Consider the following 23,513-nt stretch of genomic DNA (forward strand, 5'->3'; position numbering starts at 1 on the left):
GGGCTCAAAGCGCGGACGCCGCCCGCAAGCCCATTCGCGTCCCTGCCGGCAACCTGGAAGACGCGCTGAACAGCTACGCCCGCCAGGCGGGCATCACGCTGTCGTTCGACCCGACGCTGATGCGCGGCAAGCAGAGCGATGCGCTGGACGCCCCCGCCAACGTTCGCGACGGCCTGGCCGCCCTGCTGGCGCGCCACCGCTTGCAGGCGGTGCCCGTGGGCGACAACAGCTACGCCGTGCGCACCCTTGCCGAATCGTCCGGCGCCGCCACCGTGCTGGCGCCCGTCGTGGTCACCGGCGCCGGAGAAACCGCCTACAGCCACGTTGACGGCTACGTCGCCCGCCGCAGCGCCACAGGCACCAAGACCGACAGCGCCCTGATCGAAACGCCGCAGTCCATCTCGGTGGTCACCGCGGACCGCATCGCCGCCATGGCCGCCTCGCGCGTAACCGACGCGCTGGCTTACACGCCTGGCGTCAAGACCTTCGACGGCTTCGATACGCGCTACGACTGGCTGTCGATTCGCGGCTTCGACGCGTATTCGCCCGGCTTCTACCAAGACGGCCTTCTGCTGCGCAACAACGCCGGCTATTCCATCTGGCGGGTGGAAGGCTACGGCGCCGAACGCATCGAAGTCATGCGCGGGCCGACGTCGGTGCTGTATGGCCAGAACTCGCCGGGAGGCATGGTCAACGTCGTCAGCAAGCGCCCCACCGAAGAGCCCCTGCATGAATTGCAGGTTCAGGTCGGCAACTATTCCCAGCGCCAGGTGGCGGGCGACTTTTCCGGGCCGGTGGACGAGGCCGGCAAAGTGCTCTATCGCATCACCGGCATTGGCCTGGACAGCAACACCCAGGTCGACCACGTCAAGGATAAGCGCTTCTACATCGCCCCCGCCCTGACCCTGCGCCCGTCCAGCGACACCACACTGACGCTGCTGAGCCAGGTATCGCAGATACGCGCAGGCAATTCCTATGGTTTCCTGCCGGTCGACGGCACGCTGCTGTCCACCCCCAACGGCCGCATACCCACCCACACCTTCGTCGGCGAACCGGACGTAGACCGCTACAACCAGGATCAGTGGAATGTCGGCTACCAGCTCGAACACCGGTTCAATGACGTCTGGACCGTGCGCCAGAACGCCCGCTACGGCGAGATCAAGACCGACTACCGCCAGGTCTACCAAAGCGGATTCCTGACCGAAGACGCCGCCAACCCGCATTCGCCCGCCAACTACCGCCAGGTCGGCCGCGTGGTCTTCGGCAGCCGGGAACGCGGCAGCCTGGGTACCCTCGACAACCAGGTGCAGGCCAAGCTGCGTTCGGGCGACTGGCTGCACACCGTGCTGGTCGGCCTGGACCTGCAACGCGGCCGCTACCAGCAAAAGACCTTCTTCGGCGAAGCCCCGTCCATCGACATCTTCTCGCCGGTGTACGGCCAGCCGGTCACCATACCCGACCCCTATCAGGACACCACGTCCACCCTGACCCAGACCGGCTTGTATCTGCAAGACCAGATCAAATGGGCGGACCGTTGGGTCGCCACGCTGGGCGGCCGTTATGACCGGTCCGTCATCGATACCGACAACCACCTGGACAGCAGCTCGTCCCGCCAGACCGACAGCAAATTCACCGGCCGCGCCGGCCTGGTGTATCTGGCGCCCAACGGTTTGGCACCCTACGCCAGCTACAGCACGTCGTTCCTGCCCATCACCACCGTCGACCCTAAGACCAACCGCCCCTTCAAGCCGGAAACCGGCCGTCAATACGAAGTGGGCCTGCGCTACCAGCCGCCCGGCACCCGCGACAGCTACAGCATCGCGCTGTTCGACCTGCGTCGCCAGAACGTCATGACCTTCGACCGCGAGATGGTGCCCGTGCAGACGGGCGAAGTCATGGTGCGTGGCATGGAACTGGAAATGGCCATGCAGCCCATCACCGGCATGAACCTGCTGCTGTCCTACACCTGGACGCCCGACGCCCGCGTCACCAAGAACGCCAACCCCGACAAGATCGGCACCCAGCTCACCGCCACCCCGCGCAACCAGGCCTCGGCCTGGGGCGACTATCGCTTTGCCAACGGCATCAAGGTGGGGATGGGCGTGCGCTTTGTCGGCGCCACCGATGGCGCCAACAGTTCCGCCCCCGCCAAGGTGCCGGCCTACACCCTGTTTGACGCCATGCTGGGCTACGACTTCCAGCATTGGAGCCTGACGTTGAATGCGCGGAACCTGGCCGACAAGGTCTACCTGGGGCGCAATTGCGATTCGTATAACTGCGGGTATGGCGAGCGGCGCAGGGTGATGGCGACGGCGACGTATCGTTGGTAGCGCCTCCGCGTTGAGCGCCAGCTTGGCGCCCAACGCCCATGCCGCCCAAACGCGCTACGGCTTGACCACTTCGATCGGCGGGAATTTATAGCCGCCGTCTTGAATGTCTTTGCTGGGGCCGTACATCCGCATGATGATGTACGCGTCCTTCTCGGGAATGGGCAGGTAATTGGGATTGCTGGCGTCGCCCTTGGCGGCAAGTTCGATCGTGTAGGTGCCGTCGGCATCGGGTTTCAGGCTGCGGTCGCCGCGGCTATGGCGGTTCAGTGCGTTATGGGCCATCAACCGGTTATCCGACCCATACACCGTGAACGACCAGAACTGGCTGACGTCAGGCGCCTTCAACTGAATGCGGTATTGTTTACCGCCCGAGCCATTGAGCGGCTTGCCATCGCTGCCCGTCTCTGACTTCAGGTAGATGCTTTCCTCGGGCGGCAGCCCCCATTGCCCGATATACGTGCCTTCCGCGAACAGCTCGCGCGGCCCTTGGCCCAGTTGCTCGCGCGTGCCCAGCAGTTGCCCGGATTTCGTCATCTTGGGCGCCAGTTCCTTGATATGCGCCATGCCCAGCTGTTCACCCTTTTTGGCTGCGGCAAGCTGCTCTTTGGTCAGATCTTTCTTGCACGGTGCCAGACCCACGGCCTTGTACTGATCCAGCCATTTCTTATCCGCCCGGCCCATGCTGCCGTCGCACAGCACAAAATTCACGCGGGTGATCCAGTTGCTCTTTGCCGGGTCGATATAGGTGCGCTGTTTGGCCTTGGGGCCCGGCACGCCCAGATACGCCGACAGCGTGCGCACGTTCCAGTCATCCATGTAGTTGAGCGCCACTTTTTCGTCGTCCGGCGTCGTCGCCATGATGCGGCCCATCAGCTTGATCAGGTTGGAATCGACCCGGATCACCTCATCGACGCTGGCGGGTACCTCGCCCTTCCAGTCGGCGGCCGCAAACATGAAATGGCCGCCCTTGTTGCCCCGCGTGCGCGACCCCAGCATCGAGGTCGTGTAGTGCCCCATGTCCATCGTGTGCAGGATCCAATACCGACCCTTGTCCATGTCCGGCACGCTGACAATCACGGGTTCGGCGGCCACGTCCAGCCAGCCCATCAGGTGCAGGGTGTCGTTATTGATGGTGGGGTGGGCGGTGTATTTGTCATCCGCCAGGTGGCGGATATTCTGAAACCGGTTCAAGGGCGTGTCCGTCTTGACGGCGGTTTCATAGAAGAATTTATAGGCCTCGTCTATCGAATAGCCATAGATGTAGGCGTCCTTGGCGAGATTATCTGGAATTTGCGCAACGGCCGGCAGGCCGATGACTAACAGACTTGCAGCAACGATAGCTCTCTTCATGATGGCTCCCGGATGCAGACAAATTCGATCTCTGTGCCGTGACATAGGCGCAAAAATGAGAGTAGCGGAACGATTTGCGCCTGACTATAGTGATTCGTGCGTGTTTGCCCGTAAATCCAAGCCTGGAGCACTGGCCATGTCGAAAGTCACCCCGCTTGTCACCGCAATGCTCGCCGCCTCGCTGATAAACATTCAGACAGGTTTTGCGCAAAATGGTATTGAAACGCAGGGGGGCCAGCCCCCCCAGGGCGCCCAAAGCTCGATCCAGGACTTCGATTATCAAATCAAATACCAGCGCGCCTTCGAAGCCGTGTTGTGGAATATGCCCGCCATTGCGATATACAGTTTCAGGCGCGCCGCGTTCGACAACCTGGGGGCCAAGGACAACGACATCATTGCCTATTCCGCGCCGGCCACGCCAAAGCTGGAAGCCATCACCGCCAACAGCACCACGCCCTATATCGCCGCCTTTACCGACCTGCAAAAAGGCCCGGTCGTGCTGGAGCTGCCCGCCGCCGGGGCCGATGGCAGCGTCTATGGGCAAGTCGTGGATGCGTGGCAGTTCACCATCGCGGACGTCGGCCCGTCCGGCGTCGACAAAGGCAAAGGCGGCAAGCTGCTGTTCACACCGCCCGGATACACCGGCAAGGTGCCTGCGGGCTACATCCACATCGCATCGCCCAACTATCGGATCGCCCTGGCGTTTCGTTCGGTGCCGGCCGCGGGCAAGACGGCCGCCGACGCCTATCGCTATGCCAAGCGTCTGCGCATGTACTACCTGGCCGACGCGCAGCACCCGCCCCAGCAACGCTTTCTGGACCCCATCGACCAGGTCTATCCCACCCTGCCGTTCTATGACGAACGCCACTTCGAAGACATGTATGCCGTCATGAGCGTAGAGCCCCCGCGCCCGCAGGACAAAGTGATGTTCGGCATGTTGCGTTCATTGGGCATCGAACGCGGCAAACCCTTCGCCCCCGACGACCTGACGAAAAAAGCCATGCGCCAGGCCGCGATCGATGCCTGGTTCTACCTGCAGCACTGGTTCGACAACATGCCCAAGGACAAATTCTATTGGCCCGACAGGCACTACGCGTCGCTGCTGATGGCCGACCAGAACAAGCGCTTTACCTTCGAATACGAAGACAGCATCGACCTGATCGGGCGGGCCGCCGAATACTACTGGTGCACCTACATGCCCAAGAAACTGAGCGACTCGCCCGCCACCCAATACCTGATGGCGATGGCCGATCGCGACGGCAAGCCGCTGGAAGCCGGCAAGCTCTACAAGATCGACGTGCCCGCACAGATGCCCGTCAAGCAATTCTGGGCCCTGACCGTCTACAACCGCGCGACCATGTCGTTCATCTACAGCGACACCAACCGCACCACCCTGTCTTCCTACGACCTGGGCCAGATGAAGAAAAACGCAGACGGCGGCGTCACCCTCTACGTCGGCCCCAAGGCCCCCGCCGGCCTGGAAAGCAACTGGATACCCACTGCCGGCAAGCGCCCCCTTCCCGCGATGCGCTTTTACGGCGGCACCGATGCCTTGAACAACAAGACCTTCAAATTGCCGGATTTCGAGCGGGTCGACTGAAGATCAGGACGGCTGGCGATCGACGACGCACCGGATGATCAGAGAGGCTGAAGGCTCAGGCCAGCTGACCTGCGCAGTCATACGGCCAGGCGCGGTTGACCAATCCCCCGCTTAGTGGCACCTTACCCCGAAGCATCGCCTACGGAACCCCACTTGGACCACCCCCAACCCCTTGTCACCGTCGACGCCGTCTTGCTCACCTTGCGCGCAACCGGCCTGGAAATCGCCCTGCAACCGCGCGGCCGCGAGCCGTTCAAGGGCGCCATGGCCCTGCCCGGCGGCGTCGTGCATGTCGACGAAGACGCCACCACCGAAGCCAGCATCCGCCGCGTGCTGCGGGACAAGACCGGGTTCGAGCCGCGCTACCTGGAGCAATTACAGGTCTTCTCCGGCCCCGACCGCGATCCGCGTAAATGGTCGCTGTCCGTTTCCTACGTCGCGCTGGTGCCCGCCGCCGAGCTGGAAGCCTCGACGCAAGCCGCCTTCCAATTCGTCAGCGTCGACGCCCTGCCGCCCCTGGCCTTCGATCACGCCGCCATCGTGGCCGCCGCCGTTGCCCGGCTGCGCGGCAAGTCCAGCTATTCCACCTTGCCCTTCTTCCTGCTGCCGGAACGCTTCACGCTGACCGAACTGCAGCACACCTACGAAGCCATCCTGCAGACCCGCCTGGAGAAATCCAACTTCCGCCGCAAGATGGAAGCCTGGGACGTGCTGCAAGCCACCGAGGACTACGTGCTAGGCGCCCAACGCCCTGCCCGCCTCTATCGCCTGAAGGACTTCACCCTGTTCGACCGTAGCGTCGGATAAGCGTCCCCCCTCTCTCTTGAACCCAACATAGTTGCAAACAAACAATAAGTAGGCTTATACTGGCCTCACTTAGTTTTAATTTGCCACTAAGGCCTGATCATGTTCACCATCACAGCGGTAGTAGAAGGACAACGCCACAGCGCCACCCCGGCCGCGTTCGTGTTCCCCGGCGGCGAAAGCCAGGTCACCGTGCCCGCCGGCCTGCAAGCCCAAGCCGACGCCGCCAGCGAATTCCGCATCCACGCCTTGCTCAAGTCCGCCGACGACGTCATGCAGCTGCTCATGCTGACCGACGCCCTGCGCCGCCTGAACCCCGCCGTGCCCGTGCACCTGGACATGCCCTACGTGCCCTACGCCCGGCAAGACCGCGTCTGCAACCCGGGCGAAGCGCTGGGCGCCGCGGTGTTCTGCAAACTGATCAACGACCAGCAATACGCCACCGTCACCATCGTCGAGCCCCACAGCGACGTCACCCCCGCGCTGTTGCAACGCGTGCGCGTGGTCGACGCCAGCGCCTTTCTCAAGAATGCCCTGGCCGCCCCCGCCTTTGCCAACGGCGTCACCCTGATGGCTCCCGACGCCGGCGCCCGCAAGCGCGTGCAGGCCCTGGCCAAGAAGCTGGGCGTGCCCGACGTGCGCTACGCCGAAAAAGTCCGCGATCCGCAAACCGGCCGCATCACCGAGACCCGCGTGCCCGATGACATCCCCGCCCAGCCCGTGCTGATCGTCGACGACATCTGCGACGGCGGCCGCACCTTCCTGGAACTGGCCGCCGCCCTGCGCGACACGACCCGCCAGCCCCTGTACCTGTACGTCACGCACGGCCTCTTCAGCAAAGGCATGGCCGAACTGAATGCCCGCTTTGCCGGCATCTACACCGCCTACGACTGGACCGGTTCCGACGGCGCCGATGCGCCCGTCGTCGTCAACCCCACGCCCGCCGGCCCCCACAACTAAGCATCAACGATCAAGTATCAAGAAGGAGTCCGCACCATGAACGCCCCCGCTCCCCTCACCGTCAAGAACGGCATCAACCCCTTCCTGCAAGCCGACTTCTACAAGACCGGCCACCCCTTTCAGTACCCCAAGGGCACCAACAAGATCCTGGCCAACTTCACGCCCCGTTCGGCCCGGCTGGCGCCCGTGCTGCCTGAACTGTTCGACAACAAGATCGTCTGGTTCGGCCTGCAAGGCTTCATCAAGGAAATCCTGATCGACCTGTTCAACCGCGAATTCTTCGGCAAGCCCGCAGGCGCCGCCGTGCGCCAGTACCAACGCCGCGTCGACAACGCCCTGGGCAAGGGCGCCGTCACCGTCGACCACCTGCAAGCCCTGTACGACTTGGGCTACCTGCCCCTGGAAATCCGCTCGCTGCCCGAAGGCGCCCGCGTCGACATCCGCGTGCCCCCAGTCACCTTCGTCAACACCCGCCCGGAATTCGCGTGGCTGGTGACCTACATCGAAACCCTGTTCAGCTGCGAATCCTGGAAGGCCTCCACCGTCGCCACCATCGCGTTTGAATACCGCAAGCTTCTCACCTACTTCGCCCGCCTGACCGGCAGCCCGATGGACTTCGTCAACTGGCAAGGCCATGACTTCTCGATGCGCGGCATGTCCGGCCTGTACGACGCCCGCAAGAGCGGCGCGGGTCACTTGCTGTCGTTCACCGGCACCGACACCATTCCGGCCATTGACTACCTGGAAGACCTGTACGGCGCGGATTCCGATCGCGAACTGATCGGCGGCTCGGTCCCCGCCACCGAACACTCGGTCATGTGCCTGGGCAGCAAGGAAGGCGAAATCGAAACCATCCGCCGCCTGGTCACCCAGGTCTATCCGGCCGGCATCGTGTCGGTCGTGTCGGATACCTGGGACTTCTGGCAAGTCGTCACGGACTTTGCGGCGGCATTGAAGCCGGAAATCCTGGCCCGTCAGCCCGATCCGTTCGGCAACGCCAAGGTCGTGTTCCGCCCGGACTCGGGGGATCCGGTGAAGATCCTGACCGGCTATTTCTGCACCGACGTGGCCAGCGTGAAAGACGCCGCGGCACTGGCGGCCGCCCGTTGCGAAGGCTTCGAAGCGGTGCGCGATGTTGCGACCGGCATGTACTGGCGGTTGGACGAGGAAGCACGTGCCGCCCAAACGCTGCGCGAACCCGAAGTCAAAGGCACCGTGCAATGCCTGTGGGACACCTTCGGCGGCGTCGTCACCGACCGCGGCTACAAACTGCTGGACTCGCACGTCGGCCTGATCTACGGCGATTCGATCACGTTGGCCCGGGGTCGGGACATTCTGGTGCGGCTGGAGAAGAAGGGTTTTGCGTCGGGCAACGTTGTCTTGGGCATCGGGTCGTATACCTATCAGTATCTGACGCGTGACACGTTTGGGTGGGCGTTGAAGGCGACGTACGCCGAGGTCAACGGCGAGGCCCAGGAACTGGTGAAGGACCCCGTGACGGATTCAGGCGTGAAGCGGTCGGCCAAGGGCTTGCTGCGGGTCAATGAAACGGCCACCGGGTATGTGCTGCGTGATCAACAGACGGCGGAGCAAGCGGAAGGCGGCGCGTTGGTGGCGGTGTTTCGGGATGGGAAGCTGCTGGTCGAACAGAGTTTGGCGGAGATTCGGGAACGGCTGCAAGGGTCGTGGGTTTGCCCGGAAGCGGGGACTATCGATTGGGCGGGTCGCTAATCGAGGGGCCAACGATGTCAGGCTATATGTCGGCGTTCGACAACTAGCCTGGCACCGTTTCACCAGCAGAGCACCCTCTAGCCCACTTTTGTTATCCACTCAGAAGTGGGTGGGACCAAACTATGCTTTTGAGAACAACCTGCTCTGCAAGTTCTTTCGCAAATGATCGGCTATGAGAGCCCACATCAGCGCCAGGAAACCAAGGCAACCAAGCCCGACAAAGCAGAAAAGCGCTTGCCAGTAGAAAGGCCCATATCTATCAAACTCGGCAACAAAAAGGTCTCCAAATACGATTGCCTGCTTCCCCCAAAACCCCGCTATGGCGATGGCCCCCATCGTCGCTATCAACACCAGCCAGCTCGGAAGATCAGCAAGCGCATAGCGCCGACGATTCTTGAACGACGTTTGCAATGTCTGAATGAATTTCATATCGGCTCCGTGACATCGTGAATGTGGACGGCCTGCGCGTAGGATGCCTCAAGACTTGAAAGTGCGCGCCGGCAGCTTGGCCAAGCCCTTTGAGCGCCACACAGACCACCCACAATCTTATCCCGCACAGAGGCTCAGCATTGCGAGTAAGGTATTGGATACGAGGCCTTGATAGTCCGGCACCCCGGCCTGTGCCACTCGCAGGAATCCGCAAACCATGAAGCCCCTTCGTTCCGCCCTCACCCCCATCCTGATCGCCGTCGCCTGCGCGTCACTGACTGCCTGCGCGGACGCGCCGCCCAAGCGCACCGATATGGACTACCGCAGCCGGCCGCCCACGGCGGCCAAGCCCGTGCCCAGCGGCGCTGCGTCCTCGGGGCAGAACCTGACCATTCAGACGGGCGAAGGGGAAAGGCTGAATCTGCCGTGGTTCATTCGAGATACGCAGACCTGGATCAATAGCAACTGATCGGCAACCGGCCTGCTGCCGAGCGCTACAGGCTCGCAAGCCGCATCGGCAAGACCAATACCCCTATCAGACCTTCCTGCTGGCGCCTGGCCGAGCGGCGCGCCAACATCGCCCATTCCACACACAGATTTCAAGGAATGGAACATGGGCAACAGCCTTGCAGGACAGCGGGTCATGGTCGTCGGCGGCAACTCGGGCATGGGCCTGGCCGTCAGTGCGCGCTTGATGAAAATGCACTGCCAGGTGCTGATCGTGGGCCGGTCCCGCGACAAGCTTGAGGCGGCGCGCGAGCAGTTGAGAGCATTGGGCGACAAGGCCCCCAAGCAAGCGCCCGCCTTCAACGACCCCATCCTGCTTCAAGCAGACGTGTCCGACGAAGCACAAGTCCAACAACTGTTCGAAGCGTCAGGCCCGGTGGACCACGTAATCTGCACCGCCGCCGACATCCGCGGCGCCTACGAACTGCTGCCGCAGCTGCCACTGGACGCGCTGGACCGCGCCATCCGCTCAAAGGTCATCGCGCCCATCCTGCTGGCCAAACACGGTGCACCGCGCATGCCGGCGCACGGCTCCATCACCCTCACATCCGGCATTGCCGCCTACCGCCCCAGACCCAAAGGCGTCGCCGTCGCCGCCATCAATGCCGCCCTGGAAGGCGTCGTGCGTGCCATGGCCGTGGAGCTTGCGCCGCTGCGCATCAACGCCGTATCGCCGGGGTGGGTACGCACGCCCATCTGGAACGACGTCGCGGGCGCGGACAGTGAATCGCTCTTGGCTGCCATGGCCGAACGGCTACCGGTCGGCCGGGTCGGCACCGGCGACGACATCGCCGATGCCATCGTCTTTCTACTTGGCAATGGCTACACGACCGGCACGGTGCTGCACGTGGACGGCGGGCATCGGCTCGTCTGACGGCGTAGCCGCCAGGCGGATCATGTCGATGAACGCGGCGACGTGGCGGGCTGGTGGCCGGGGCTGGGTGAGCAGGCAGATGGGAAGCCCTTCCCCGCTGCGGGTCGCCAGCGGCCGCCACTCGACGCGGGGCATTGCCTCAGCGGGCTTCATGGCCCCTCCCGACGGGCCAGGCATCGTCCCGGCCGGGTTCATGGCCATTCTCGGCAAGATTGATACGCCCAACCCAGCGGACACCATCTGCATCAATGCGGGAACGCTGTCGGCAACGCCGCGGATGCGGGGCCGCGCCGGGGCTTCCTGCAACAGGGCCTCGAGATATTCCCGATAGCGACACCCTTCCATCGTGACAATCAGCGGCAACGCCGCCAGGGCATCCGGCGTGACCAGGCCGGACGACAGGCCCAGGGGATGTTCAGCCGAAAAAACCACCACCGGCATATCCCGGGTAATGACTTCCACGTGCAGATTGGCGTCGCTGGCCGGCCACCCGTGCACCAGCCCCAGATCGGCAGTGCCGTTGAGCACGGCCTGGGCGGTGGCCTGGGAGTTTCTTTCCTGGACGGCCACCTGGGCGTCGGGGTGCGTCGCGGCGAAGTGCAGCAGTTGCGGGACCAGGATGCTGGTGCACAGCGTTTGCGGGGCCGCGACGCGGATCGTGCCGGCCGGCTCGGCGGCATTATCGCGAACCTCGCGGAAAGTGTCGTCCGCCAGGGCTAGTAACTCGCGGGCCCGGACTGCCAGCTTTTCTCCCGCTGGGGTCAGTTGCAGGCGATTGTTCTGGCGGAGGAATAGCGGCTGCCCGACGGCCTCTTCCAGCGCCCTTACCTGTTCCGTCACGCTGGGTTGCGACAGGTGCACCCGTTTTGCGGCTTGCGTGAAGCTCAACGTTTCCACTGCCGCGATGAAGATTTTCAGTTGGCGTAGCTGGAACATGGGGGGTGAGGGATTTGGGGTTTGCCGAGCGGATCAAGTTAACCCAACTCGGCCTTGCCTGACTATTGAATCGCAGCCGGCGCGTCGTGCGTCGCGCCGTCACCGTCTGCGTTGCCGCCCTGGCCCGACTGTGCTTGTTCAAGCATCGCGTCGGTCAACGTGCCGATGTGCTCGCATAACCCCTCCACCCCGCCTATCAACGCCGTTACTGCCCAGGCGTCCAGCGGCAATGCGCCCGTCGCATCGGGTTCAGCTGCACTATTGCCGACCATGCGGACGATGGTCTGGATTGCGTAGCGGGCGCGGTCTATCTGGAGGAGATGCGAGAGGGAGACTGGGCCGAATTCGCAGTCGGTGTCGACGGACCAGGGGTTTTGCGTGAGGGGGTGGTGCAGCATGGGGCTGCCTCCTATAGGGCTGAGTCAGGCCGCATGCGTTGCGGCTGTACGCCTATAGCTTTCCGGCTTCCAGTCCGGACTACCTTTGGGGAGGTAGTGGGGGGAGTATATGGCGTGGGATGGGGAGGTTTTGTGGGGAGGGATGTTTTTGCTGCTGGTTGAGCGTCCGTAGTGGGCGGGATGGGCGGAAACCGTAGTTTGACCCCCTTGCTCATGACCGCCGGGAAACTCGATGCTCTACTACCGATACATATAATCCCCTCACTGATGCAAAATCTTACATTTCAGGTAAAGTACGAAATTGAGAGACTTATCCTAACCAGACTCCGGAAGCAAAGACATGACTTTTCAGCCCCCCCAGCGCAAATTATCGTCAGACCTTTATAGCCTGATTGGACGATTAGAGAGCAAGGCCAAAAGAAACTTGATTAGGGGTTACAGCTTGAAACCTCGCCTTAGCGCCAAAGAGGTTGCTGCTATTCGAAAGGGCAACTCTTGCGCTGACGGCATGCTGGCGGGGGCAATCGTTAAAGGTCCTAATGGGCTCAAGTCGCGGAAAGGCAACAAAGCAACTTCCAGTGATATCTACAAGACATACAGCCTCGTCCCTCTCGAAGTACGGGCTGAAGTTTGCTACACAGTCGGTTACGTCAATTCATCCATAACCGATTCGCTCGAAATCTGCAAATTAATAAGAGAACTCTCATTTATTGAGGAAAAGGAAACAACCGAAGCTCTGCTTTTACTTGAATCTCTTAGCGAGCGCTTCGGCGCATCCAATTTCCTCTTCTTCAAACTTGCCTATATTCGAACTAGCAGAATACTAACATCAGATCATTTAGAACTAATAGCTAGCATAGAAGAAAACGCTCAACATGCTGATGCTGTTGGACTGCAATCAAGCGCACTAGAGAACATAGGTACAAAACTATCGCTGTTCGCCGTCGCCAGTCGACGCACCGGAAGTATGGCTAGTCGAATCAAAAACGGTGATTTTCGCTGTTCTATTGCTCTCAGTAATCTGGTACCCACACCAGTCGACGAAGCCGACGTGGCAGGCTTTCTTCTGCGAGCATGTGAAAGCTCACTCGTAGATACAATCTATTCTTTTATTATTATATTAAATCTGGAAAATAGGCTATCAACCGCGAGCTTAAATATTCGCACTCATCTGGATAGCAACCTACTAAAAGAACTAGACGATATTTCAAGTACTTGTTCCGGCGAACCCACGAAATCGATAATTACGGCGCACTATTCCAATCAAAACTCGGACAATGAACCGGCCTTGGATCTTTACCGAGCCAGCTCCGCATTCCTCGAGCGCAAACATTATACAAGAATTCGTAACGATCTTGACCGAGTCATAGGCGTACGACTTGTTCAGGACATAAAAGGCACACCTACGGTAGGCATCGGTGACGAATTTCATGACAAGGATGTTTTGACATCCCGCATGGATGTCGAGACCACGAAAGTACTATCAAACTCTTTAGAATTAGACGATTTTTATAGGACTTATCTTTTCTTAAGATTCATCTCAAGCCGACTCAACATTATCCGTCTAACCGCTGAGGACATTCAATTTTTATTCGACAACACAACAGGATTAGAGGTCCTACTTACAGAGAATGAACTCAAAACTCTATATTCAACCGCCCCCGGAACTTCAAAGGGACTGGTGGCGGTACTAGCCTTAGCTTTGTACAGAAAAAAATCAATTGATCCAGACGTCGACTTTGACTTTCGTGAGGAGTTTATAAATTATGTACAGACACACCACAACGGATCAATACGAGATTTTATAAGTTGGCTAGTAGCCACATCTCCGTCAGTCGCAAATTATCTTGTAGTATCTCTCGATGAAGTAACGCTAGAAAAACTTTACACATTAATAAAAAGTGCCTCAGAGGCTTCCGAAATTCGACGCGACATTCTTCGATCAATTGGTACAAAATTAAACCGCATCGAATATATTATGGAAGCGGACGCCATTGTCACTCGATTCAAGGTAGCCACGCTCCAGAAATATTTCGACTCTAGCCGTATGTATGTCGATGGAGTCGCCATGAAGAAGTGGTTGGACGCAAATCCATCTATTTACGCAGAAGAGTACCGCAACATTTATCCCAAGCTTATCGCAGCGATAAATAGCGCCAATGAAAATCTTGAATCCAATCAAAACGAAGTTGTAATTATTAAATTACTCAACACCGACCACACACTTATATCTGAAATATTTAAAGATGCATTTGAAGAATTTTGCCTGAATAATGAATTCGGCATTGAGTCATATTTGGGACGCCGTATTCGACACAACACACTTCAGGGCGTGCTACTAGCGCCAGTAGATACAGTTTTCAAAAAAGACGCATATCGATCACTTTGGGCAAGTCCGAATTTTAGAAAGTGCATCAAAAGCTGGATGGCGTCCTACAGCTTTATGCTAGAAAAGCTCCGCAAAGAACAGCTTCAATTCAAGTCAAATTCCAGCCTTTTTAACGCACAGATTGATCCAGAAGAGGCGAGCACCAAAGAGAATATATTACAATTAACGCGAACGTTAAGAAGCGCTGGCGGCGCAGAACTTCTCAATGAGTTAATTATTAGAACGTGTTGGAAACAGATATCTCCACAATTGGAGAACGCTTCCAGATTTATTACTACAACACTACTAAATGAAGCAAAAGAATCAATCGCACAACACTTTTTCAAATACGAGAGCGCATTAGAAAATAATTTAAAAGCAGATTTGTTTGAGGCTATCAACGGTGTTTTTAGAAAGGTCGCCAGTTGGTTTCAAGTTCCGCAGACAGGTTTTGTTCCTGCATCCGTGCGAGAACTAATTCAGATTATTCTCTTGGATCTAAGCCAGTCGGAGGCGACAGTATCTTGGACCGGAGAATGCCTGGACAAAAAATATACAGGAATTTCTGTCCACCGGATATATGATTGCTTGGCAGTTTTATTGCAAAATGCCTATACACATGGGGACGAAGGCCAGACGATATCTATAAAAATGGACAATGAAAAAGTTGGAGATTCACTGTTAGACGAGGTTTATATAGCAGTCACTTCCAAGGCCAAAACAAACAAATACTATGAATGCGTATCAAGAATCGAACGCGCCATTCAAGCCAGAGAATCGGGTAGCGATATGGTTACCGAAGGATATAGTGGAATAAAGAAAGTAAAATTTTTATCTCGTTTAAGCGAGGGCCGCCATACCGTTTCTTTCAGTACCGATGCGGCTACCCGAGAAATTTCTTTGAGGTTCAAATTAAGAGCTGAAATCAGTAGTGATTCTTCTGACATCGAAGAGGCGCCATGAAAATACTTCTAGTTGAGGACGAAATCCATAAGCGTGACGAACTCATGCAGTGCGTACAAGAAGTCTTTGGAGTTTGTCCAGAAATCGTAGACAGCGTCAGAAACTCCGTATTGACGGTCAGAACAAATATATATGATTTAATTATTCTCGACATGGCACTGCCAACTTTTACAGCAGAGGAGCGAAACGAAACCAAAGGACACGACCAAGCACAAGGTGGAGTGGAGATACTCCGCGCGCTCAAATCAGCAGGCCGGACGACCAACATAATAATTGTTACTCAATATCCTGACTTTGTCATTGCAGGGGTCAAAGTCAAGTTAAAGGAATGCGCCCGCCCGATCCTTGAGAAATACGGCCAAAAGGTATTAGCGTCCATCTTATACAAATACAACTCCAAAGACGTACTTAAGAATATAACCTCGAGTCTCCGGAAAATACGCAAATGAAGGTTCTAGTAATTGAAGACAACGATGAAAAGCGCGATGCCATCGTAAAGCATCTCCATGCTTCCGGCGTTAGACCCAGCGACATACTCCTTGCCGATTGCATACCCGAATTTACTGCCCACCTCCAACAAGATATTGATCTTTTTATTATCGATATTCGGATTCCAAGTTACAAAGGTGGAACCGAAACTGAAAATGGCAGGACGATAATTGAATCGATTGTAAAATCGGGGAAGAGTGGGGCTCAGCTTATAGCCATAAGTGCATATCCAGATGAATTCAAAATATTAAGACAATATTTCGAAGCGCATGGATGCATACTTTCGGATTTTGCAAGCGATAGTTGGAAATCCACATTAAATCATTTGCTCGTTCAAGCAAAAAAGAATACCAAAATGGATTTCTTAATATTTTGCGCTTTGGAGGAGGAAATGCGACCATATTATGCCCTTTCAAATAACGGCCAGAAAACAACACGGGGCAGCTTCACCTCCTTTGATTTTAGTATTTCGGGAAAAGTCGGAGCAGCTATTTTGCTACCCAGAATGGGTTTGGTTAACGCTGCTGCTATAGCGGCGGTGTGTGTAGATCGGTACAAACCAAGCATAGTGGCCATGAGCGGGATCTGCGGAGGGTTCAAAGGCCGAGTCGCTCTGGGGCAGCTGCTGATTTCCGAGATGGTTTATGAATATCAGTCGGGAAAATGGACTGTCGACGGCTTCTCCCAGGATCCGTACCAAGTATCGACTTCGGTAACTACACTAGCTGCACTGCGCCATTTAATTGGAGACGAAAATTTTCTATCATCTCTAGAATCCGGTTTTCGCGGATACCGTCCTACTGCACAAAACTCCCCATCTCTAGCTATTTTTACTAGCGGTTCGGCCGTCATCGCTGATCCAAAGTTCATGACGCAAGTTGGAGAAATTCATAGAAAGGTCGGCGGATTAGATATGGAAATATTTGGAATTAAGCGGGCAGTCCAAATATTGGGCTACAACCCTCATTATGTCTGCGCAAAAGTTGTCGTCGATTTATGCGACGATGACAAGGATGACAAGCTCCACGAGTATGGAGCTCTAATATCCGCAAAATTTGTTTTAGCGGCGATTGAACATCTGTTAGCTGCAAATCCACAGTAACATGTATTATCCCGACGCAATAGTGGGGCGTCAGATTGAGTTTTCGACGAGAGATCCCTCGAAAACGTAGTCTTACCCATTTACTCCTCATTGATGCGTCAAATAAGGCGGCACTAGAACTTATTTACGAGGTATATTTTTTGTTCAGTCCTCTGAATCGTGGAATCAATGGTGTCAGGCTACGGTTTCGTTGCGTGCGGAGCGGTGTCGGAAGGTGGAAAAGCCGCTGCTCAAGCCGAAACCGATTAGCTATATAATGTCGAAGGTGCGAAAGAGCCCAAAGTAAGTGCTGCCGAAAAAATGGTGTCAGCTCAGACCACTGTTATTTATTCGGAATTTTTGACCGAATGCGGCAGTAATCCCCCCCCCCCCGCAAAAGCGATGAGGCGGCAATTGTCGATTGGGCCAGGGCATGGGGTATAAAGCTCGAATATATCCAGCCGGGCAAGCCACAACAGAATGCCTACGTCGAACGGTTCAACAGGACCGTGCGCTACGAATGGCTGTCCCAATATCACTGGGAAGATCTGGACCACGTACAGCGCGTCGCCACGCAATGGAGGTGGTCCTACAATTATGAGCGCCCAAATATGGCCCTGGGCGGATTTACCCCAAAACAGCGGTTGGCCATGGCCGCGTAGCGTTCCTACTTCTGGCAATCGCTAAGAATGGGGGGATTACCTTCATTGACTAGCCCCATTTCGCGACCTTGAGAAATTGATTTTGTTATAATGCATCAATAACTTTGCGCGGGATTATGAGCTTTTTATTGCATATCACAGTGCGTGTGCGTATACCCTTTGTACGAGCGCATGCAGGGCGCGCGGTCCTGTAGATACTTTGCCCGAATCAACAACGTTGATGAAGTGGGCTGATGGGCTTATTGATCAACACCTTTGGATTACGCCAAGCAAAACTCAAGCTCGGCGATCAGTGCCCTAACCTCTTCCTCGTCTAGATCCAGCGGATCACCATGCGTGCCGACCGCAACGACGCAAATGGCGGAGCCGTCGAACCATGCGTCGAGACGGTCTTCTGAGAATAGTTGCTGTTGGGGCATGTTCTGCTCCAAGTCCTTAGTCGTCCCCACTACCCGTCGCATTACGCGCCTCCGCCAGCGCCACGGTCAAATGCATGATCTTCTTCTTCAACTGATCACGCTCATCCGTCAACCTCGCCAGCAGTTCCCGCAGCCGGGTCACTTCGGCAGGCAAGTCAGCGATATTCTCGATAGGAATATCCGGCACAGCCTCGCGCGGTGGCGGGGCCTTGGCCTGGCGGACTTCGCGGGCGGCTTGTTGTAGTTCTTTCTTGCCGCCGGCGACGGCGGCGGCCTGGCGTTCAGGGGGAAGCGTGGAGACGGCGGCGGCTGCGTTGATGGAGATGGCGCCGTCCTTGACCGCACGCACCAGTTCCGGGGCAGCGGCTTTCTGGATTTTTTCGATCTGGCCTAGGGTGCTGCTACTAATCCTCGCTTCGCGCGCCAGGGTCTGGCGGCTGATGGCAGCGGCGGGCGGCGCGGGGGGAATCGGAGGTGGCGGGGTGCTACCGTCGTCTTCCCAAGGCGGCACACTGCGGGATTGCAAGATTTCTTTCTTGCGCAGGGCCAACACCCCGCGCTGGAAGTCGGAGACGCTGCGACGCCCCAGATGGTTTTCGATCATCCAGAGATGGACGTCTTCCATGGACTTGAAGGACGTGTTCTGACGCGTCTGGAATTCGATACCGTGCTTCATGCACAAGGCGTAGCGATTATGACCATCGACCAGCAAGTCGCCCCACAGGACCAGGGCGTCGCGGCAGCCTTCAGCCAACAAGCTGCGTTCGAGGGCTTCGCGCTCGTCGTCGGTCAAGGGGTCAATATAGGCGCGCAGGCCTTCGTCGATTCTTATATTCATGGTGTCCAAAAAATAATGCTTGCCCGACCCGCTGCGATTCCGCCGCGACCCGTTACGGCCCGATTGAGGCCAAGCGTCTGCTGCGGTTAGGCCGCTCTTCCCCAGTCGCGCACGTCAACCCCGTCTTACGGCAGCCGACCATCCAGCGCAGCATGCACCGCCGCCAGCCTCACCTCGGGGTCCGACAGCGCCAGCAACCGAACCTTCTCGGCCGCCGGCATCGGCAACAACTCACACCAGCGATCAGCCACCCAAGCGCACTCATCCAGCCGGTACGGCGACGCGAGGGGCATGCGGTCGGCGGGTAGGCCTTCTTGTTGCCATTGGGCGACCAAACTGCCCAGCGCGTCGGCGCAGGGTTGCAAGGCGGCAGGCACGGGAAGGATCGGGTCGTCGGGGATGGGTTCGATTTCGCCCATCCAAAGGCCGTATTTTGCCAGTTGGCTGGAAACCAGCCGAAAACGGCTTGTCCCGACACAGCGCAACTGCAATAGCGCGGGCATGGGCGCGTCCCAGGCGTCGATGCGGGCCAGGGTGCCGACGGGCGCCAGGGTCTCGGTGCCTTCGGGGGACCGCACCTCGTTGCCCGCCAGCAGCGCGACGACGCCGAATTCGGTGCCGTCGGCGATGCAGCGGCGGATCATGTCCAGGTAGCGCACTTCGAAGATGCGCAGGTGCATGACGCCTGCGGGGAACAGGGCGTTGGATAGCGGGAACAGGGGGATGGTGGCCACGGCGCCGCCCTACTTCACGGCGAAGGCGTCGTCGACGGGCACCTGCATGGCGGTGACCAGGGCGTTGGTCTGGGCGGCCATGCCGATGACGCCGAGCAGTTCGGCGTGCTGGCCGTCGGTCATGCCTTTGGCGCGGGCGGCGGCGGTGTGGGAATGGATGCAGTAGGTGCAGCCGTTGGCGGTGGAGACGGCGATGTAGATCATTTCGCGGACGAGGGGCGAGAGTTCGCCTTCGGCCATCATGACTTGTTTCAGCTGGGCCCAGACGCGCTCCAGTTGCGGCGGGTCGTTGGCCAGGGCGCGCCAAAAGTTATTGACGAAATCGGACTTGCGGGTGGCGCGGATGTCTTCGAACACCGCCCACGCCTGGGGATTCTTGCGGACTTCTTCGTCCGACAGCAAATGCACCGTTGCCATACGCCACTCCGACAGGAAAACCGGCGGGCGGCGACAGTGCCGCCCGCGCAATGTTCCATTGAACTGGAAAGGCTGGCTCGGTTCAAGCCGTGGGAAAGGTGCCGGACTCTTTCATGAAGAACTGTCGGACGGCCTCGTGAGGGGATAGTCAGACGGATTCATAGGAAGGAGTCGGACAGCCCGCCTAGAAAGGATGCCGGGCGACATCCTACGAAAGCGACAGGCATCCCCTTGCGAATGTGCCCTACGGATTCAGGGAAACGTACTGATCAGCACCATGGACGGGTCCGCACAGCGTCACGGCGAAACCGACGCCGGCTTGAACGGGTCCAGCGGATACCGCGGACGATTTCTCCGTTGATACGGAAACAACGAGAAATCCGAGCTGGTCACCCCCGGGCTGTCGCATTCAATCAAGGCGCACGAAATCGGCACGAACACCGGGCGGCAGTACATGCGCGATTTAACGAGGATGAAGCGAGCCTCACGCGGGTTGATGCCCAGGCTTTCGAAGACGCCCAGGTCCCAGGGTTCGTGGGTTCTTTCCGTGACCACCAACTGGGCGGCGCCGATGTCGAGGACGGCGCTGCGGCCCATGCAGGCGGTCTGGCCGGTGTAGGTGGGGCCGCTGATGACGTAGGTGCCGTCGGTGATGGCGCGCACAACCCCGCGCAGCGTCACGGGTGCGGCGGGGCGGCCGATGGAGGGGATGGGCCGTTTGTTGCCGACTGGCAGTTCCACCCTCGCCCCCTCCCCGGCCTGGATCATGGCCTCGACCGCTTCGGGATCGCAGTACAGCCCGGCGACGATGCCGGTCAGGCCGGCGTCGACGGCGGCCGTCAGCACATCCATCGTGTCACAGGTGCCACCGGACATGCAGTTGTCGCCATGATCCAGCAACAACACGGGACGATCCGCGCCACGTGCGACGGCAACAGCGCGGTCCAGGGATGCGGCCAGGGGTTCGGCTTCGTAGACGAAGCCGTCGCGGTCTTCCCAGATGGCGGCGGCGAGACCCGCGGCGACGCGGTCGGCGCCGTCCGCATCCCGGGCGGCGACGACGACGACGGTCAGGCAGGGATCGGGGATGTCGGCCAAGGCAAAGCCGGCGAGCACGGACACGCCCAGCATGCCGCCGGCCTCAGCGCCGCGGGCAGCCTGCACGGCGCGGCGCATGGCGCCTTCGGCGGTGTTGCTGCGCAGGGTGTGGCTCATGAGCGGCAGGCGGCGCCAGGCCATGGTGGGCCGGGGGCCGCCAGACAGCCAGTCGAACAGGATGCGGCCGGCGTGTTCGCCGGTTTCGTACATGTCGATGTGGGGGTAGGTCTTGAAGCTGATGATGACGTCGGCGTTGTCGACCATTTTCTGGGTGACGTTGCCGTGCAGGTCCAGGGCGACGGCAATGGGCACGTCGGGGGCTTGCTGGCGCAGGCGTTCGAGCAGATCGCCTTCGCCGTCGTCGGTGGTTTCGACGGCCATGGCGCCGTGCAGGTCGAGCAGGATGGCGTCGCAGCCGTGGGCGCCGGCAACGATGCGGTCGCACAGTTGGCGGTAGGCGTCGCCGTCGACGCGGCCGCTGGGGTAGGCGGTGGCGGACACGGGGGTGACGAGGGTGGCGGCGCGCGCCTCGGCCAGGTCGATGAAGGCGGACATGGCGGTGCGCTTGCCTTTGTTTTCTTCATAGGCCTGGGCGCCATAGGTGGGGCCGTCGTTGCCAAAGGCCGACAAAGGCGTGGGCACGGGCGAAAAGGTGTTGGTCTCGTGGTTCATGCGGGCGATCAGGACTTTCATGCCTTGCCTCCTCCGGGGGTGGGGTCGGGGCGTGCAGCGCCGCCCAGCCCCAGTTTTTCCATGGCTTCGCTGGCCTCGATGATCATGGCGGCGACCTCGGCGACGCTGACACGCAGGCCGGTGGCGCGGGTGCGCATGTGTTCGTAGGCGGCGCGCTCGTCCAGGCGTTGGTGGTCCATCAGCACGCGGATGGCTTTTTCGATGACGCGGCGTGCCTTGATGGTGTTTTCGAGTTTGTCGATCTTGTTCTGCTGGCGGCTCTGGAACTGCTTGGCGGACCGCGCCAGCACCAGGGTGCTGAGAATGCCGGCGGACCGGAACGGCCGGGTCAGGACGCCGTGCGCGTTGCTCTTGAGCAGTTGCTTCAAGGTGGTGGGGGTTTCGTATTCGGACAGGGCGATGAGGGTGGCCTCGACCTCGCTGGCGGACCAGGCCGAGCTGTTCTGGCCGCACTGCGAGACCTGGAAGAAGACGACGTCGGCGCCCGCCGGGGGCTTGTCGGGAAACGGCCAGCACAGGTGGATGCGGCAACCGATGCGCTTGAGCTGTTCGACCAGCAGGTCGCGGTCTTCGCCGGGCGGATAGGCCACGGCGACCGCGACGCTGCGCAGGTCTTCATAAAGGCGGCGAAGGCTATGGTCCATGCTTATTTCAACCAGAATTCGTCCAGGCCGAACGCGGTCAGGTAGGGGTCCGGCTTTACCGGTTCGCCGCTTTCCCAGACGATGTCGAAGCGGCCGTCGGCGCGGCAGACGCCGATGCGCGGGGTCAGCACGCAGTGGTTGTTTTCGGCCAGGATGGACAGGCGGCCTTCGGGTGCGTCAAAGCCCACCTGGTGCACGGCCTGGACCAGTTTACGGGTGTCCATGCTGCCCACGCGTTGCAGGGCGCGGGCGAACAGGTGCACCTGGCTGTAGGCGCTTTCGGCGTAGACGCTGGCGGGCCGCTCGCCGAAGCGGGCGTGCCAGCGGGCCAGGAAGTGGGCGTTGGCGGGGCTGTCGACGGTGTTGAAGTAGGTGGCGGCGGTGATGTGGCCGACGCACAGTTCGGCGCCGATTTCGGCAACCTCGGATTCAGCCATGGTGAGGCTGGCGATGGGAATGTGGGGCGCGGCGGGGTCGGCCTGGCAGGCTTCGTGGTAGCGGCGGTAGAAGCGCTGGGCGTCGTCGCCGATCAGGGTGGAGAAGACCACGTCGGGCTGGATGCGGCGGATGTCGCGCACGACGTCGATGATGTCGCTGTCGTCGCAGCCCAGCGGCAGGTAGGTTTCGTCGAGGATTTCGCCGCCGTGTTCTTCCACCGTGTCGCGCATGATGCGGTTGGTTTCGCGGGGGTAGATGTAGTCGGCGCCGACCAGGAAGATGCGCGAGCCGCAGTGCTGGATGAGGTAGGCGGCCAGCTGCATGCTGCCCTGGTTGGGCGCGGCGCCGGTGTAGATGACGTTAGGCGAATATTCGAAGCCTTCGTAGACGGACGCGTACCAGAGCAGTGAATTGCTGCGTTCGACGACGGGCAGCATGGCTTTGCGGCAGTGCGAGGTGCACCCGCCGAAGATGACGCTGACTTCGTCGTCGAGCAGCAGGCGGGCGGCCAGGCGGCGGTATTCTTCGCTGTCGCTGCGGGGGTCGTAGACCACGGGTTCGAGCGGGCGGCCCAGCACGCCGCCCAGGGCGTTGATTTCTTCGACGGCCAGCACGGTGCCGAAGAAGTGCTGGGTTTCGGTGGTGCCGGTGACCCCGCTGCGCGAGTACAGCACGCCGATGCGCCAACCCTGCCCGGCGGCGTCACTGTCATTGCGGGGGGTCATAACGGCATCCTTTGCAAAGTGTGTT

General features: G+C 59.3%; 21 protein-coding genes and 1 pseudogene. 11 read left to right on the forward strand and 11 right to left on the reverse strand.

Annotated features, from left to right (window positions below; genetic code table 11):
• Positions 1–119 precede the first annotated feature (119 nt).
• On the forward strand, positions 120–2,330 hold the full coding sequence (locus HV798_RS22560; protein ID WP_425486165.1) for a TonB-dependent siderophore receptor: 2,211 nt from the start codon (positions 120–122) through the stop codon (positions 2,328–2,330).
• Between the two features lie 54 nt (positions 2,331–2,384).
• Here HV798_RS22560 and HV798_RS22565 read toward each other — a convergent pair whose 3' ends face one another.
• A complete protein-coding gene (locus HV798_RS22565; RefSeq protein ID WP_175216573.1) occupies positions 2,385–3,680 on the reverse strand; it encodes a DUF1254 domain-containing protein in 1,296 nt (431 codons plus the stop codon).
• Between the two features lie 322 nt (positions 3,681–4,002).
• Between HV798_RS22565 and HV798_RS22570 the strand changes: the two genes are divergently transcribed.
• The 4 genes from HV798_RS22570 (at position 4,003) to HV798_RS22585 (ending at position 8,775) form a co-directional block, all read left to right on the forward strand.
• Positions 4,003–5,280, forward strand: a complete 1,278-nt coding sequence (locus tag HV798_RS22570; protein WP_246289057.1) for a DUF1254 domain-containing protein — start codon at positions 4,003–4,005, stop codon at positions 5,278–5,280.
• A 153-nt stretch (positions 5,281–5,433) separates the two neighbouring features.
• A complete protein-coding gene (locus tag HV798_RS22575) occupies positions 5,434–6,087 on the forward strand; it encodes an NUDIX hydrolase (RefSeq protein WP_175216523.1) in 654 nt (217 codons plus the stop codon).
• Between the two features lie 99 nt (positions 6,088–6,186).
• Entirely contained in the window at positions 6,187–7,044 is an 858-nt protein-coding gene (prs, locus tag HV798_RS22580; RefSeq protein ID WP_175216524.1) for a ribose-phosphate diphosphokinase, read from the forward strand.
• 36 nt (positions 7,045–7,080) lie between these two features.
• On the forward strand, positions 7,081–8,775 hold the full coding sequence (locus HV798_RS22585) for a nicotinate phosphoribosyltransferase (protein ID WP_175216525.1): 1,695 nt from the start codon (positions 7,081–7,083) through the stop codon (positions 8,773–8,775).
• A 120-nt stretch (positions 8,776–8,895) separates the two neighbouring features.
• Here the strand turns inward: HV798_RS22585 and HV798_RS22590 are convergent, their stop codons facing one another.
• A complete protein-coding gene (locus HV798_RS22590; RefSeq protein WP_175216526.1) occupies positions 8,896–9,204 on the reverse strand; it encodes a hypothetical protein in 309 nt (102 codons plus the stop codon).
• Between the two features lie 217 nt (positions 9,205–9,421).
• Here HV798_RS22590 and HV798_RS22595 point away from each other — a divergent pair, with 217 nt between their 5' ends.
• Together HV798_RS22595 and HV798_RS22600 are read left to right on the forward strand one after the other, a co-directional pair.
• Positions 9,422–9,673, forward strand: a complete 252-nt coding sequence (locus HV798_RS22595; RefSeq protein WP_025140497.1) for a hypothetical protein — start codon at positions 9,422–9,424, stop codon at positions 9,671–9,673.
• Between the two features lie 144 nt (positions 9,674–9,817).
• Positions 9,818–10,585 (forward strand): SDR family oxidoreductase, encoded by a 768-nt coding sequence (locus HV798_RS22600; protein WP_175216527.1) that lies wholly within the window; start codon positions 9,818–9,820, stop codon positions 10,583–10,585.
• Here HV798_RS22600 and HV798_RS22605 read toward each other — a convergent pair.
• Together HV798_RS22605 and HV798_RS22610 are read right to left on the reverse strand one after the other, a co-directional pair.
• The gene (locus tag HV798_RS22605) at positions 10,520–11,521 is read right to left on the reverse strand and encodes a LysR family transcriptional regulator (protein WP_175216528.1); all 1,002 of its coding nucleotides are present in this window, start codon (positions 11,519–11,521) and stop codon (positions 10,520–10,522) included. The genes HV798_RS22600 and HV798_RS22605 overlap by 66 nt on opposite strands.
• A 62-nt stretch (positions 11,522–11,583) precedes the next feature.
• Entirely contained in the window at positions 11,584–11,919 is a 336-nt protein-coding gene (locus HV798_RS22610; RefSeq protein WP_175216529.1) for a hypothetical protein, read from the reverse strand.
• Positions 11,920–12,259: 340 nt separating this feature from the next.
• On the opposite strand from HV798_RS22610, the gene HV798_RS22615 reads away from it, so the two are divergent.
• The 4 genes and pseudogenes from HV798_RS22615 to HV798_RS22630 all read left to right on the forward strand — a co-directional run.
• Entirely contained in the window at positions 12,260–15,250 is a 2,991-nt protein-coding gene (locus HV798_RS22615) for a hypothetical protein (protein ID WP_175216530.1), read from the forward strand.
• On the forward strand, positions 15,247–15,699 hold the full coding sequence (locus HV798_RS22620) for a response regulator (RefSeq protein WP_175216531.1): 453 nt from the start codon (positions 15,247–15,249) through the stop codon (positions 15,697–15,699). Before HV798_RS22615 ends, HV798_RS22620 begins: the two co-directional genes overlap by 4 nt.
• Positions 15,696–16,841 carry a phosphorylase family protein gene (locus HV798_RS22625; RefSeq protein ID WP_175216532.1) on the forward strand — a complete coding sequence of 382 codons (1,146 nt, stop codon included), beginning with the start codon at positions 15,696–15,698 and terminating at the stop codon, positions 16,839–16,841. The genes HV798_RS22620 and HV798_RS22625 overlap by 4 nt, the downstream gene beginning before the upstream one ends.
• 401 nt (positions 16,842–17,242) lie before the next feature.
• Positions 17,243–17,482 (forward strand): annotated as a pseudogene (locus HV798_RS22630) (integrase core domain-containing protein); the annotation flags it as partial.
• A gap of 260 nt (positions 17,483–17,742) precedes the next feature.
• On the opposite strand, the gene HV798_RS22635 reads toward HV798_RS22630, so the two are convergent.
• The 7 genes from HV798_RS22635 to HV798_RS22665 form a co-directional block, all read right to left on the reverse strand.
• Complete coding sequence (locus HV798_RS22635) at positions 17,743–17,901, reverse strand: hypothetical protein (RefSeq protein ID WP_175216533.1); 159 nt, start codon at positions 17,899–17,901, stop codon at positions 17,743–17,745.
• Positions 17,902–17,917: 16 nt separating this feature from the next.
• Entirely contained in the window at positions 17,918–18,739 is an 822-nt protein-coding gene (locus HV798_RS22640) for a ParB N-terminal domain-containing protein (RefSeq protein ID WP_175216534.1), read from the reverse strand.
• Positions 18,740–18,864: 125 nt separating this feature from the next.
• Positions 18,865–19,473 (reverse strand): LON peptidase substrate-binding domain-containing protein, encoded by a 609-nt coding sequence (locus HV798_RS22645; RefSeq protein WP_175216535.1) that lies wholly within the window; start codon positions 19,471–19,473, stop codon positions 18,865–18,867.
• A gap of 9 nt (positions 19,474–19,482) precedes the next feature.
• Positions 19,483–19,890 (reverse strand): carboxymuconolactone decarboxylase family protein, encoded by a 408-nt coding sequence (locus tag HV798_RS22650; protein ID WP_175216536.1) that lies wholly within the window; start codon positions 19,888–19,890, stop codon positions 19,483–19,485.
• A 297-nt stretch (positions 19,891–20,187) separates the two neighbouring features.
• Complete coding sequence (locus tag HV798_RS22655) at positions 20,188–21,681, reverse strand: M81 family metallopeptidase (protein WP_175216537.1); 1,494 nt, start codon at positions 21,679–21,681, stop codon at positions 20,188–20,190.
• The gene (locus HV798_RS22660) at positions 21,678–22,325 is read right to left on the reverse strand and encodes an ANTAR domain-containing response regulator (RefSeq protein ID WP_025138371.1); all 648 of its coding nucleotides are present in this window, start codon (positions 22,323–22,325) and stop codon (positions 21,678–21,680) included. Before HV798_RS22660 ends, HV798_RS22655 begins: the two co-directional genes overlap by 4 nt.
• Before the next feature lie 2 nt (positions 22,326–22,327).
• Positions 22,328–23,488 carry a transporter substrate-binding domain-containing protein gene (locus HV798_RS22665; RefSeq protein ID WP_175216538.1) on the reverse strand — a complete coding sequence of 387 codons (1,161 nt, stop codon included), beginning with the start codon at positions 23,486–23,488 and terminating at the stop codon, positions 22,328–22,330.
• Between the last annotated feature and the right edge of the window lie 25 nt (positions 23,489–23,513).

The organism is Achromobacter deleyi (assembly GCF_902859705.1).
In the GTDB taxonomy this organism is placed as follows: Bacteria; Pseudomonadota; Gammaproteobacteria; order Burkholderiales; family Burkholderiaceae_B; genus Achromobacter; species Achromobacter deleyi.

Bases quoted from the DNA above. Each gene is read 5' to 3' on its own strand.
- HV798_RS22640 (WP_175216534.1), bottom strand. From the start codon at position 18,739: ATGAATATAAGAATCGACGAAGGCCTGCGCGCCTATATTGACCCCTTG.
- prs (WP_175216524.1), top strand. From the start codon at position 6,187: ATGTTCACCATCACAGCGGTAGTAGAAGGACAACGCCACAGCGCCACC.
- HV798_RS22655 (WP_175216537.1), bottom strand. From the start codon at position 21,681: ATGAAAGTCCTGATCGCCCGCATGAACCACGAGACCAACACCTTTTCG.
- HV798_RS22620 (WP_175216531.1), top strand. From the start codon at position 15,247: ATGAAAATACTTCTAGTTGAGGACGAAATCCATAAGCGTGACGAACTC.
- HV798_RS22585 (WP_175216525.1), top strand. From the start codon at position 7,081: ATGAACGCCCCCGCTCCCCTCACCGTCAAGAACGGCATCAACCCCTTC.
- HV798_RS22665 (WP_175216538.1), bottom strand. From the start codon at position 23,488: ATGACCCCCCGCAATGACAGTGACGCCGCCGGGCAGGGTTGGCGCATC.
- HV798_RS22615 (WP_175216530.1), top strand. From the start codon at position 12,260: ATGACTTTTCAGCCCCCCCAGCGCAAATTATCGTCAGACCTTTATAGC.
- HV798_RS22590 (WP_175216526.1), bottom strand. From the start codon at position 9,204: ATGAAATTCATTCAGACATTGCAAACGTCGTTCAAGAATCGTCGGCGC.
- HV798_RS22650 (WP_175216536.1), bottom strand. From the start codon at position 19,890: ATGGCAACGGTGCATTTGCTGTCGGACGAAGAAGTCCGCAAGAATCCC.
- HV798_RS22605 (WP_175216528.1), bottom strand. From the start codon at position 11,521: ATGTTCCAGCTACGCCAACTGAAAATCTTCATCGCGGCAGTGGAAACG.
- HV798_RS22565 (WP_175216573.1), bottom strand. From the start codon at position 3,680: ATGAAGAGAGCTATCGTTGCTGCAAGTCTGTTAGTCATCGGCCTGCCG.
- HV798_RS22595 (WP_025140497.1), top strand. From the start codon at position 9,422: ATGAAGCCCCTTCGTTCCGCCCTCACCCCCATCCTGATCGCCGTCGCC.
- HV798_RS22560 (WP_425486165.1), top strand. From the start codon at position 120: ATGCGCGGCAAGCAGAGCGATGCGCTGGACGCCCCCGCCAACGTTCGC.
- HV798_RS22625 (WP_175216532.1), top strand. From the start codon at position 15,696: ATGAAGGTTCTAGTAATTGAAGACAACGATGAAAAGCGCGATGCCATC.
- HV798_RS22660 (WP_025138371.1), bottom strand. From the start codon at position 22,325: ATGGACCATAGCCTTCGCCGCCTTTATGAAGACCTGCGCAGCGTCGCG.
- HV798_RS22570 (WP_246289057.1), top strand. From the start codon at position 4,003: ATGCCCGCCATTGCGATATACAGTTTCAGGCGCGCCGCGTTCGACAAC.
- HV798_RS22610 (WP_175216529.1), bottom strand. From the start codon at position 11,919: ATGCTGCACCACCCCCTCACGCAAAACCCCTGGTCCGTCGACACCGAC.
- HV798_RS22600 (WP_175216527.1), top strand. From the start codon at position 9,818: ATGGGCAACAGCCTTGCAGGACAGCGGGTCATGGTCGTCGGCGGCAAC.
- HV798_RS22635 (WP_175216533.1), bottom strand. From the start codon at position 17,901: ATGCCCCAACAGCAACTATTCTCAGAAGACCGTCTCGACGCATGGTTC.